The sequence below is a fragment of the Janthinobacterium sp. P210005 genome, assembly GCF_036231865.1.
Taxonomy (GTDB): domain Bacteria; phylum Pseudomonadota; class Gammaproteobacteria; order Burkholderiales; family Burkholderiaceae_D; genus Janthinobacterium; species Janthinobacterium kumbetense.
Genome location: NZ_JAZARC010000001.1, coordinates 2,030,825 through 2,043,111, shown reverse-complemented (window position 1 = coordinate 2,043,111; position 12,287 = coordinate 2,030,825). Strand labels below are relative to the sequence as shown.

The window sequence follows — 12,287 nt, the reverse complement described above, 5'->3', positions numbered from 1 at the left end:
GCTCATTTGATGAGAATGGATTTGACGGTGGCGACGGCGCGTTCCACGTCCTGTGTCGTCATGGCGTAGAACATCGGCAAGGTCACGGTCAGGCGGCCGATCTTTTCCGAGACGGGGAACATGCCCTCGGTAAAGCCGCGTTCGCGGTACATGGTAAACAGGTGGATCGGTGCGTAATGATAGCCCGTTCCCACGTTTTGCTGCGCCATTTGCTGCATGAAGGCGGCGCGCGTGCCGGGTCCATTGTCGGGCAGGATGATCTGGAACAAATGCCAGTTGCTGTTTTCAAAGTCCTGCACGGGCAGCTGGGCGCCGCTCAGCGCTTCGAAATCGCTGCCGAACTGCGCGAAATAGTGGCGTGCCAGCGCGCGGCGGTGGGCCGTGATGGCCTCGATATTGGCAAACTGGCCCAGGCCGATGGCGGCCATGATGTCGCTCATGTTGTACTTGCCGCCCAGCACATCGACGTCGATGCCGTCGACGCCGCTGCGCGTCACGCCCTGCAGCCGGTATTTCTCGGCCAGTTTCGCTTCTTCCAGGTTGTTGAGGACGAGGCAGCCGCCTTCGCCCGTGGTGATGTTCTTGTTGGCCTGGAAGCTGAACGAGACGAAGTCGCCAAACGCGCCGATGCGCTTGCCTTTCCAGGTGGAACCGAACGCTTGCGCCGCGTCTTCCACGACCCTTAAATTGTACTTTTCAGCAATCGCGTATAGGCGGTCCATATCGACGGGCAGGCCGGACAGGTAGACGGGGATGATGGCCTTGGTACGCGGGGTGATGACCGCTTCCAGTTTGTCGAGGTCGATATTCCGCGTAACGGGATCGATGTCGGCGAACACTGGCGTGGCGCCCACTTCGATGATGACGTTGGCCGTCGCGACCCACGACACGGGCGTGGTGATGACTTCGTCGCCGGGGCCGATGCCAGCGATGCGCAGCGCGATTTCCATGGTGCACGTGCCCGAATTGAAGGTGCGCACGGGGCGCCCGCCGAAATACTCGGACAGCTGGGCTTCGAAAGCCTGCACTTTCGGGCCGCTGGTGATCCAGCCCGAGCGCAGCACTTCGCCGACGGCGGCGATGGTCGCTTCATCGATGGTGGGTTTGGAAAAGGGCAAAAAGGGCAGGGTAGAGGTCATGGGGCGCAGTTCTTGGATCTGTATTGTGTCAGGGTATCGGCATCGCCGAGGCTGCCAGTGCCGTCAAAAGGCGCCGGCAGGCATGGCTATTTTATATCGTCAGTATGGCGGCGCAGCCCTTCAGCGGTGAAAAATCCTGCTGATGCGGGGGCGGGGCAAGCTGGCCGGGGGGGCGCGATCCGTGCTGCCTCGCGCCCCTTTAAATATTTACTTGTTAGCAACGACCATGCGGCGCGCATCTTCGGCAATCACACGCATGGGCACGCCACGGCCCTGCAATTCCTTGTAACGGTACAGGCTGATAATCGCCATGTCGTGCACGCCGGCATTGGCATCGTTCGTCCATTGCGTGATGAAAGGCTCGATGTTCGGGATGGACAGTTCGGGCTGCTGTTTCAGGCCAAACGTAAACTCATCCCAGTAATCGACGAGGATCACGGGCCGCTGCAGGTAATACGTTAGCGACTGTTCATAGATGCCGACCGAATAGAGCTTGGTATCGGCCGTCAGTTCGGCCTGGATCTGCGGCAGCATGTCGGTGCCTGCGCGGTTCTGGCCATACAGTTCGGAGCCGGCCAGGATGCAGTGCGTGGCCAGGAAGCCGGCGCCGGCGATGGTCAGCACCGTCATGTCGCGGCGCAACTGGCGCGCATGCAGCAAGGCCAGGGCGCCGCCGGCCAGGGCGAAGAAGCCGGCCGCCATCAGCCATGGCTGGTAACCCTTCAGCGCGACCAGGGCTTCCGCGTCGCGTGCGCTGGCCTTGCTGAAGGCGATCGGTCCGCCGATCAGGATGGCCGCGCCCAGCACGCACAGCAGGCCGGCGGCGAACAGGCGCTGGCGGCGCGAGGCCGATTCCAGGTACAGCGCCACCAGCAGGGCCAGCGCCGGGAAGATGGGCACGATGTAGCCAGGCAGCTTCGAGGTCGAATAGCTGAAGAAGAAGAAAATGAAGACGGCCCAGACGAGCAGCATCAAGCGGGGCTGGAAGGCGCCTTCCTGGCGCTTGAAGGCGGCGGCCAGGCTTTGCGGCAGCACGCCTATCCATGGCAGGATGCCGGGAATGAGCAGCACCAGGAAGTAATACCAGGCGCCTTCGCGCTTGTGGCCCTTCATCAGGAAGCGCTGGAAATGCTCGTGGATGAAGAAGAAATGCGGTTGTTCCGGATTGCGCAGGGCGACCAGCACGAACCACGGCGTGGCGATGGCAAAGAACAGCAGCAAGCCCTTGACCAGGTGCAGCCGCGTCCAGATGCGCCAGTCGCGCGCGCACAGCGAATACAGCACCAGCACGGCGCCCGGCAGCACGATGCCGATCAAGCCCTTGGCCAGCACGGCCAGCGCCATGGCTGCCCAGCAGGCCAGCATCCAGTTGCGGCGCTCGAACTCCGTGGCGTCGTCGCGCTGGGCGATCAGCAGGCTGCCCAGGGTGAGGGTCATCATGCCCGACAGGCCCATGTCCAGCGAATTGATCTGGCCGGAAGCGAGCCAGAACAGGCTCGATGCCAGCACCAGGCCCGCATACAGGCCCACGCGCGGGCCGAACACTTTCTTGCCCGCGTAAGCCGTCATGCACACGCCGATGATGCCGCACAGGCCAGTCCACAGGCGCGCCTGCCATTCGCCCAGACCGAAGGCGGCGAAGGTCAGCGCATTCAGCCAGGTTTGCAGCGGCGGCTTTTCAAAGTACTTGATGCCGTTCAGGCGCGTGGTGATCCAGTCGCCCGTGACGAACATTTCGCGCGCCATCTCGGCGTAGCGGCCCTCGTCGGGCGGTACCAGGGTGCGCACGCCCAGCGCATACAGGGTGACGACGATGAAGATGCCCAGCAGGGACCACATCAGCACCCGCGACGAGTGCAGTTCGTTGACATTGATTTTCATGCGGGCGTGCCTGCGGCCGGGGCCAGGATCAGGGCCAGCGTGACCTTGCGGCCTTCGCCCATGAGGATATTGTAGGTGCGGCAGGCAGCCTGGCTATCCATGCATTCGACGCCGATGCGGCGCATGGTCAGCGCGGCCGTCAGTTTCGGATGCACGAAGCGCTGGCGCTCGCCCGTGCCGAGGATGACCACGTCGGGCGCATCGGCCAGGATCTGCGCGAAATGCGCCTCGTTCAGTTGCTCGAAACTGTCCACTTCCCACGCCCGCGGAGGCATTTCCGGCATGACGATCAGGCTGTAGTTGTAGGGCTGGGCATTGATTTCCACGCCGTTTTCGTCATAGCCGGTGACAGTCTGGTATTGTTGGGTGCTGCTGGCATGGAGTTTCATGGCGATATCGGGGGCTGGTCGTGTCGGTTGATCGGTGCGCGCGCGGCCAAACTGCGTGCCGCGGCCAAGGGCGTAAGCATGCCATAAATGACAGAAAAGAGCGACTGAAAAGCAATATCCTTTCCAAATTGCAATCTTCGGCGCCACAGTGGGACTGCCTGCTTGCTCCATGGTAATGCTGCCAGATTAAGGGAAGATGAAGATGGCGCACGCCCGATTGCCGTCCGGAGGCGCCGGCGTGGCAGAATCAGCGTCAAATGCTGGGGTTGGCCATGTTTAATTTGATAAAATGGCCTGTTTTCGGCGAGAATGGTTGTTTTCGCCTTGCAGTCTTTCGCATCGCAGTTTCACGGGTTCATAGTTCTGGCGCGGCTATCATGCTGCAAGTTCTGCTTACCGCGCCGCATCACGACAGGGATTTATTTTGCGACCGATTCAGAAATCGAATAAATTGGCGGATGTCTGCTACGACATCCGCGGCCCGGTCCTGGAAAAATCCAGGCAAATGGAAGAAGAAGGCCACAAGATCACCAAGCTCAATATCGGCAACCTGGCCGTATTCGGCTTCGATCCGCCGGACGAGATCGTGCGCGACATGATGCTCAACCTGCAAAACGCCGCCGGCTATACGGATTCGAAGGGCATGTTCGCGCCGCGCAAGGCCGTCATGCACTATACGCAGGGCAAGAATATCGCCGGCGTGACCATCGATGACATTTATTTGGGCAATGGCGCTTCCGAACTGATCGTCATGTCGATGAACGCCCTGCTCAACAGCGGCGACGAAGTGCTGGTGCCGGCGCCCGATTACCCGCTGTGGACGGCCGCCGTCAGCCTGTCGGGCGGCAATCCCGTGCATTATGTGTGCGACGAGCAGAACGAGTGGTATCCCGACATCGAGGACATGCGCCGCAAGATCACGCCGCACACCAAGGCTATCGTCGTCATCAACCCGAACAATCCCACGGGCGCGCTGTACCCGGTTTCCGTGCTGCTGCAGATCGTCGAACTGGCGCGCCAGCACCAATTGATCATTTTCGCCGACGAGATCTACGACAAGGTGCTGTACGACGAAGCCGAGCACGTGTCAATCGCCTCGCTGGCCGACGACGTGCTGTTCATCACCATGAACGGCTTGTCGAAGAATTACCGCTCCTGCGGCTACCGTTCCGGCTGGATGGTGGTCTCGGGCGAAAAGCGCCACGCAAAAGATTACATCGAAGGCCTCAACATGCTGGCCTCGATGCGGCTATGCGCCAACGCGCCGGGGCAGTTTGCCATCCAGACGGCGCTTGGCGGCTACCAGAGCATACAAGACCTGGTGGGGCCCGGCGGGCGCCTGTTGAAACAGCGCGACCTGGCGCACAAGCTGCTGACCGATATTCCGGGCGTCACCTGTGTCAAGCCGAAGGCCGCGCTGTACATGTTCCCGCGCCTGGACCCGGAGATCTACCCGATCGCCGACGACCAGCAGTTTGCCTATGAATTACTGGCCGAAGCGAAGGTCCTGATCGTGCAGGGCACGGGCTTCAACTGGATCGCGCCCGACCATTTCCGCGTCGTCTTCCTGCCCAACTCCGATGACCTGACCGAGGCCATGGGCCGCATTGCGCGCTTCCTCGAAGGTTACCGCAAGCGCCATAGCCGGGGCTGAGCCAGACAGTAGCAATACCGATCAACCTGGCGCCGCCCAAGGGGGCGCCACTTATGAGCAGTCAAGCACACTATGAAATCCATCAAGATCGGCCTGCTGGGCCTAGGCAATGTCGGTTACGGCACGTTCAGCGTCCTGAAACGCAACCAGGAAGAAATCAAGCGCCGCGCGGGCCGCGGCATTGAAGTCGTCGCCGTCGCCGTGCGCGACGTGGCGCGCGCCGAAGCGCTCGTCGCCGGCGGCTGCAAGGTCGTCAATGACCCTTACCTGATCGTTAACGATCCCGAGATCGACATCGTCGTCGAACTGATCGGCGGCTACGACCTGTCGAAAACCCTGGTGATGCAGGCGATTGCCAACGGCAAGCACGTGGTCACGGCCAACAAGGCCCTGCTGGCCGTGCACGGTAATGAAATCTTCGCCGCCGCCCAGGACAAGGGCGTGATGGTAGCCTTCGAAGCGGCCGTCGCCGGCGGCATCCCCATCATCAAGGCGTTGCGCGAAGGCTTGACGGCCAACCGCATCGAATGGATCGCCGGCATCATCAACGGCACCACCAATTTCATCCTGTCCGAGATGCGCGACAAGGGCCTCGATTTCGCCACCGTGCTGAAACAGGCGCAGGAACTGGGCTACGCGGAAGCCGACCCCACCTTCGACATCGAAGGCGTCGACGCCGCGCACAAGGCCACCATCATGTCGGCCATCGCCTTCGGCATCCCGGTGCAGTTCGACAAGGCCTACGTGGAAGGCATCAGCAACCTCAATGCCGTCGACATCCGCTACGCCGAGCAGCTGGGCTACCGCATCAAGCTGCTGGGCATCACCAAGCGCGCCACCGTCAATGGCGTGGAAGGCATCGAGCTGCGCGTGCATCCGACCCTGATCCCGGCCAAGCGCCTGATCGCCAACGTGGAAGGCGCCATGAACGCGGTGCTGGTGCATGGCGACGCCGTCGGCGCCAGCCTGTACTCGGGCCGCGGCGCGGGCGCCGAGCCGACCGCGTCGTCGGTGATCGCCGACCTGGTCGACATCACCCGCCTGGCCACGGCCGACCCGGAACACCGCGTGCCGCACCTGGCGTTCCAGCCGAACGCGATGACCGATATCGCTATCTTGCCGATGTCGGAAATCACCACCAGCTACTACCTGCGCATGCACGTGGCCGACCAGCCGGGCGTGCTGGCCGACCTGACGCGCATCCTGGCCGAACGCAGCATCTCGATCGACGCCATGCTGCAAAAAGAGCCGGCCGAGGGCGAGACGCATACGGACATCATCATGCTGACGCACCAGACGCAGGAAAAGAATGTCACGGCCGCCATCGAGAAGATGGAAGCGTTAAATAGCGTGGTGGGTACGGTCACCAAGATCCGCCTGGAAAACCTCAGCTGAGCGTTTTCAGGCGATCCATGCAAAACGGCGCCCGCGGGCGCCGTTTTTTCATCAGATGACTATCTTAATGCTGCGGCACGTCGGGCGCGCCGACGGGACCCACATCCATGCCGTCATAGCTGGCCAGCTGGTTTTCCTGGGCAAACGCCATCAGTTCGCCATTGCGCGCGTGCAGACTGTCGACGCCATGCACTTCGGCCTTTTCCACGTGCAGCACCCACACGGGCGGTGCCGCCGCATCGTCGAGTTCCGGCTGGTACAGTTCCACGGGGCGGTAGCCCTGCAGCGCCAGCACGGTGGCGGCCTGCTCCAGCGGCTCGGAAGTGGGGTTGGTGAAGTAATAGCCCCACAGCAGCGGCTGAGACAGGTCCCAGGGCGCGTTCTCGGCGATGTTGGCGAACAGTTCGCTTACGTCTTCTTTGGTCATCATGGCGGAATCTTTCAGTCAATTTCAGGGCGAGATCTTAACATCGGCGCCCGTGGCGCGCCATGCGCCCATAAAAAAACCGGCTGTGCAGCCGGTTTTTCTTATCCGCCATGAAATCGGCTGGACATTCATTCTCGCCAGCGAGAATCAGAACTTGTAGCGCAGGCCGATCGACAGCAGGTCGGCTTTCAGTTTGGCGTCATCGCCGTTTGCTACCTTGCCGAAGTTTTCGTATTCCGCAACCAGCGACAGTTTTTTGTCGAAGTGGTAAGCGGCACCGATGCCAAAGATGGCGGAAGTCTTGTTGGTCGAGTCGTTAACGTTCTCACCAACGACGCTGACTTTGGTGCGGTTTTGCGACACGCCAGCCTTGGCGAACAGCGAGAACTGTTCGTTCAGCGGCAGGGTGCCGGTGGCGGCAACGTAGAATGCGTGGCTTTTCACGTCCAGTTTATCGCCGTCGAAGGTTGTCGTCAGTTTGCCGAAGTCGACGTAGCCGGCTTCCGCGCCGAAGTTTTGCGTGAGGTCGTAGCCTGCGTAGGCTTTGTAGCCGGTATTGCTTTTCTTGACCGAAGGGGTGTCACCCGACAGTTTCAATTCCGAACGGCCGACGTTGGCGCCAGCATAGAAACCTTCAGCTTGAGCGAACAATGGGAATGCCAGGGCGGCGCCTACGACTGCTGCAAACAATTGCTTTTTCATATTGATCCTAGGTAATTAATGCGGAGAGACTGTCTCGCCGCTTAATGGGAGCCGAATTGTATAGGGATGAATATGTTTATGTAAGGCAATTATTTAAAAAATATTAGAAATAAGCTACGTGTTGTTTTTGGGCAACGCTTCGTGTCGAATGACTATCTATGCAGGCTATCATGCGGCCACGCCGAAATGCACGCTGACTTTCAATCCGTGGCCATTTTCCGCCGTCGCCAGTTCCAGGCGCGCGCCGTGCAGGGCGGCGATGTCGCGCACGATGGCCAAACCTAGCCCCGCGCCGCCTGGATTGCTCTCGAGCGCCGTGCCGACGCGGTAGAACGGCGTGAATACGCGTTCGCGCTCGGCCGGCGGGATGCCCTTGCCGCTGTCTTCCACCTCCAGCACGGCGCCGTGTTCGTGGCTGTTCCCCGTTTGCGCCGCGCGCACGCGCAGGATCACGCTGCCGCCCTGCGGCGTGTAGCGCAGGGCGTTGTCGACCAGGTTGGCCACCAGTTCATGCAGCAGCAGGGCCTGGCCATGCACGGGCGCTTCGTCGGGCGCTTCCAGCGACAGGTCGATTTGCCTGCCGACGGCGGCCATGGCCATTTCCAGTCCCACCTGCTGCGCCACGTCGCGCAAGGGGACGGTGTCCATCGCCAGGCTGTCGCCGCCATGCTCGATGCGCGCCAGGGTCAGGAGGCGGTTGGCCAGCAGCACGGTCGAATCGGTGGTGGCGGCGATCGAGCGCACGATGTCGCGCAGGGCGGCGATGTCTGGCGGCGTGCCCGCCTGGCGGTCGCATTCGCGCATGGCCAGTTCGGCCTGGGTTTTCAGCACCGTCAGCGGCGTGCGCAACTGGTGCGAGGCGTCGGCGATGAAGCGGCGTTGGCTGGCGATCAGCTGCTGCAGGCGCGACATGGAGCCGTTCATGGCGCTCACCAGAGGGCGCATTTCCTTGTGCACCAGCGTGGGGTCGACGTCGGACAGGTCGGACAGGGTGCGCGTCTCGACCTCCGTTTTTAAGCGCATCAGCGGGCGCAGCACCAGGCGCACGGCAAACCACACGAGGGCGCCCATCACCAGTATCATCGCCGCCTGCCAGCTCAGGGTGTCGAACAGGATCTGGTTCGACAGGCCGCGCCGCGCGTCCAGCGTTTCGGCCACCTGGATCAGGGCGATGCCGCGCATCGAGTCGTCGTACACGGGTTGCAGCAGGGCGGCGATGCGGATCGGCTTGCCGTGGTAGTCGGCGTGGTAGAAGCGCACCAGGGCGGGATAATTCTGCGAGCGCGGCACGTTTTTCGGCACGGGCGGCAAGTCGCCATAGCCCGACACCAGTTCGCCATTGATGCCCGTCACCTTGTAATAGATGCGGCCCAGGGTGTCGGTTTCGAAGCTGTCGAGCGCCACGTAGGGCACTTCGGCCACCACCTTGCCGCCCACGATGGAGACGCGCTCGGCCAGCGCCCGCGTCGACGCCAGCAAGGAGCGGTCGTAGGCCATGTCGGCCGCGTCGAGCGCGTTGCGGTAGACAAAGACGGCATCGAGCAGCACCAGCATCACCAGGGGAATCAGCAGCCAGCGCAGCAGCTGGCTGCGCAGGCTGCCCAGCGGCCGGCCTTGCACCCAGCGCCGGCGCAGGCGTTCGAGCAGGGGCGGGCGTGGGGCGCGCACCGTCATTTCGGCGCGGCCGGCGCCATGGCGCTGCGCGGCTGCAGCAGGTAGCCGATGCCGCGCAGGGTGGTGATGACGGCGCCGTCGGGCGAGCCGCTTTCCACGCCGCTTTCCAGCTTCTTGCGCACGCGGTGGATATACAGTTCGATGGCGTCCAGGTTGGCGTCGTCGGCCAGCGCAAAGACTTCGTCGAACAGTTTTTCCTTCGACACGGCGCGTCCCGAGCGCGTGATCAGCGCTTCGAGCACCGCGTGTTCGCGCGGCGTCAGGGGAAACGGGGCGCCGGCATAGCTGAACATGCGCGTGACGGTGTCGAAACTGAGGGCACCGCACGCATGCACGAGGGCTTCGTTGCCCTGGCTGCGGCGCAGCAGGGCTTTCACGCGCGCTTCCAGTTCGGCCAGCTCGAACGGCTTGGCCATGTAGTCGTCGGCGCCCAGGTTCAGGCCCTGCACTTTTTCATCCAGGCCTCCGCGCGCCGTGAGTATCATGACGGGAGTCTTGCCGCGCGTGCCGCCGCGCGCGCGCAGGCGGCGCAGCACGTCCAGGCCATCCATCTTCGGCAGGGTCAGGTCGAGCAGCACCAGCGAGTATTCCTGCGTGTGCAGCAGGGCGTCGGCATCGGCGCCGTTGTGGGCGGTCTCCACCGTCAGGTGCGCGTCGCGCAGGGCCTTTGCCAGCCAGTGCGACAGCTCCAGATGGTCTTCCACTAATAATATGCGCATGGTCTCCGCCATTCGTTGAAATGGATGCAGTGTAAGCCTGCCGGCGCCGCGCCGACAGGGGCGGCAATGAATATGTTTGCCTCCTTTGTGGCTGGCTGGCGACACCTGTCAGTCTGAAAGCGAATTGAAAGGATCGCGCTCATATAGTGTGATCCTGATTCATGAAATTGATCAGGCATATCACTAATAACTATATCTAAGGGAGATACTCTACATGAAGAAGACCGCATACTCGCTGGCCGCTCTGGCTGTCCTGGCCGCCGCTGGCAGCGCCCAGGCACAATCGAACGTCACGCTGTACGGCCGCCTGGACGCCGGCGTCAGCACCACCAGCAACGCCGGTCCGAACAAAAGCTCGATGACGCAAGTGAGCTCGGGCGGCATGAACACCTCGCGCTGGGGCATCCTGGGCAGCGAAGACCTGGGCGGCGGCCTGAAAGCTGTCTTCAACCTGGAAGGCGGCATCCTGGTCGACACGGGCGCGGCCGACGGTGCGCTGTTCAAGCGCCAGGCCAATGTGGGCCTGGAAGGCGCGTTTGGCCGCGTCGTGCTGGGCCGTTCGTTCACCACCGTGTATGACTTCGTGCTGCCGTTCGATCCGATGGCCTATGCGCCGTTCTATTCGTGGGCCACTTCGGCCAACGCGACGGGCCCGAGCAAGTACGGCATGACGACGGCCTTCGACAACATGGTCAAGTACTCGGGCAAGACGGGCGACTTCAGCTACGGCGCATCGTACGGCTTCGGCGAGCAGTCGACGGGCAACTCGGACAGCGCCAAGCTGTCGACGGCCGTCACCTACAAGACCGGTCCTGTCAGCCTGCTGGCCACGTATGAGCAGGTGAACGGCAATGCCATCGCCGGCGGCGCGCGCGACAAGACCACCGTGTACCACCTGGGCGCCATGTATGACGACGGCCCGTGGAAAGTACAGGCGGCGGCGCGCGACTACAAGCTCGATCCGGCTGCCTCCGGCAAGGCCGACGTACGCGGCACCCTGTACTGGGGTGGCGTCAGCTACAAGACCACGCCGGTGATCACCCTGACGGGCGTGATCTACTACCAGGACGTGAAAAACGTGGCCGCCAACCTCAATGCCGATCCGATCATGTACGTGGCGCGCGTGCGCTATGCCCTGTCCAAGCGCACCGACCTGTACGTGGCCGGCGCCTACGCCAAGGCCAAGCACAACCAGCTGGTCAGCCTGTCGCGTGACGATGCCGGTTTCGGCGACACGCAGCGCGGCCTGATCGCCGGCATCCAGCACCGCTTCTAAGGCATGACGATGCTGCGTTCCCTGTTCCTGTCCTTGCTGCTGTGCCTGCTGCCCGCCCTCGCGGGGGCGCAGGCGTCGGCGCCGGCCGAGTGCGTGGTGCCGTCCAAGCCGGGCGGCGCCATGGACCTGACCTGCAAGCTGGCGAAAAAAGGCCTGGCGCAGGAGGGCGCAGCAGCCGCCATGGCGCCGATGCGCATCAGTTATCTGCCCGGCGGCATCGGCGCCGTGGCCTGGCACTCGATGGGTTCGCAGCGCCGCCGCGCGGAGCCGAACACCCTGGTGGCCTTTTCGGGCGGTTCGTTGCTGAATCTGGCGCAGGGCAAGTTCGGCAATGCCAAGGCGGGCGACGTGCGCTGGGTGGCGGCGCTGGGCGCCGACTACGGCATGATCGCCGTGCGCAGCGATTCGCCCTACAAGACGCTGGGCGACCTGATCGCGGCATTGCGGCAGCATCCGGACAAGGTGCTGATCGGCGTCTCCGGCACCATCGGCAGCCAGGACTGGTTGAAGATGGCGCTGGTGGCGCGCCACGCCGGCATCGATCCGAAAGTACTGCGTTTTGTCGCGCTCGAAGGCGGCGGCGAAGTGTTTACGGCGATGCAGGCCGATTATGTGCAGGTGGTTTCGGGCGATACGTCCGAAGCCACCCTGAACGCCAGCGCCAACCACGCGCGCGTGCTGGCCGTGCTGTCGGAGAAGCGCCTGCCGGGCGTGCTGGCCGGCGTGCCGACGGCGCGCGAGCAAGGCGTCGACGTGGTCTGGCCGATTATCCGCGGCGTGTGGATGGGGCCCCAGGTGCCGGAGGCGGACTACCAGCGCTGGGTGGCCACCTTTGACCGCGTCATGGCCACGCCGCAGTTCGCGGAATGGCGCGCGCAGGCCGGCCTGTATCCATTCGCCCTGACGGGGCCGAAGCTGACGGCGTATGTCAGGAAGGCGGTCGACGAGTATGCCAGGCAGGCAAATGAGCTTGGCCTGATGCGCTGATCGACCTCATATTAAATAAAAAACCTATTCATAGACGGAGACAA

11 protein-coding genes are annotated in these 12,287 nt (G+C 62.8%); 4 read left to right on the top strand and 7 right to left on the bottom strand.

Going from position 1 to position 12,287, the window contains the following annotated elements:
* Positions 1 to 2: 2 nt before the first annotated feature.
* From VPH40_RS09050 to VPH40_RS09040, 3 genes are all read right to left on the bottom strand, one after another.
* A complete protein-coding gene (locus VPH40_RS09050) occupies positions 3 to 1,139 on the bottom strand; it encodes a DegT/DnrJ/EryC1/StrS family aminotransferase (RefSeq protein WP_251350450.1) in 1,137 nt (378 codons plus the stop codon).
* Between the two features lie 207 nt (positions 1,140 to 1,346).
* Positions 1,347 to 3,020 (bottom strand): glycosyltransferase family 39 protein, encoded by a 1,674-nt coding sequence (locus VPH40_RS09045; protein ID WP_328573242.1) that lies wholly within the window; start codon positions 3,018 to 3,020, stop codon positions 1,347 to 1,349.
* A complete protein-coding gene (locus VPH40_RS09040; protein WP_099667017.1) occupies positions 3,017 to 3,409 on the bottom strand; it encodes an Mth938-like domain-containing protein in 393 nt (130 codons plus the stop codon). Before VPH40_RS09040 ends, VPH40_RS09045 begins: the two co-directional genes overlap by 4 nt.
* Positions 3,410 to 3,833: 424 nt before the next feature.
* On the opposite strand from VPH40_RS09040, the gene VPH40_RS09035 reads away from it, so the two are divergent.
* Positions 3,834 to 5,063, top strand: a complete 1,230-nt coding sequence (locus VPH40_RS09035; protein ID WP_152256881.1) for a pyridoxal phosphate-dependent aminotransferase — start codon at positions 3,834 to 3,836, stop codon at positions 5,061 to 5,063.
* 72 nt (positions 5,064 to 5,135) lie between these two features.
* Positions 5,136 to 6,458 (top strand): homoserine dehydrogenase, encoded by a 1,323-nt coding sequence (locus tag VPH40_RS09030; protein WP_251350452.1) that lies wholly within the window; start codon positions 5,136 to 5,138, stop codon positions 6,456 to 6,458.
* Between the two features lie 64 nt (positions 6,459 to 6,522).
* Here VPH40_RS09030 and VPH40_RS09025 read toward each other — a convergent pair whose 3' ends face one another.
* The 4 genes from VPH40_RS09025 to VPH40_RS09010 form a co-directional block, all read right to left on the bottom strand.
* On the bottom strand, positions 6,523 to 6,888 hold the full coding sequence (locus tag VPH40_RS09025) for a ribonuclease E inhibitor RraB (RefSeq protein ID WP_328573241.1): 366 nt from the start codon (positions 6,886 to 6,888) through the stop codon (positions 6,523 to 6,525).
* Positions 6,889 to 7,032: 144 nt separating this feature from the next.
* Entirely contained in the window at positions 7,033 to 7,587 is a 555-nt protein-coding gene (locus tag VPH40_RS09020; RefSeq protein ID WP_328573240.1) for an outer membrane beta-barrel protein, read from the bottom strand.
* A 168-nt stretch (positions 7,588 to 7,755) separates the two neighbouring features.
* Complete coding sequence (locus VPH40_RS09015) at positions 7,756 to 9,255, bottom strand: sensor histidine kinase (RefSeq protein WP_328573239.1); 1,500 nt, start codon at positions 9,253 to 9,255, stop codon at positions 7,756 to 7,758.
* A 2-nt stretch (positions 9,256 to 9,257) separates the two neighbouring features.
* Positions 9,258 to 9,980, bottom strand: coding sequence for a response regulator (locus VPH40_RS09010; protein ID WP_251350454.1), 723 nt, complete (start codon positions 9,978 to 9,980; stop codon positions 9,258 to 9,260).
* A gap of 214 nt (positions 9,981 to 10,194) precedes the next feature.
* Between VPH40_RS09010 and VPH40_RS09005 the strand changes: the two genes are divergently transcribed.
* Both VPH40_RS09005 and VPH40_RS09000 read left to right on the top strand, forming a co-directional pair.
* Positions 10,195 to 11,256, top strand: coding sequence for a porin (locus VPH40_RS09005; RefSeq protein WP_099667023.1), 1,062 nt, complete (start codon positions 10,195 to 10,197; stop codon positions 11,254 to 11,256).
* A 3-nt stretch (positions 11,257 to 11,259) separates the two neighbouring features.
* Positions 11,260 to 12,243, top strand: a complete 984-nt coding sequence (locus tag VPH40_RS09000; protein ID WP_305058425.1) for a Bug family tripartite tricarboxylate transporter substrate binding protein — start codon at positions 11,260 to 11,262, stop codon at positions 12,241 to 12,243.
* Positions 12,244 to 12,287 lie beyond the last annotated feature (44 nt).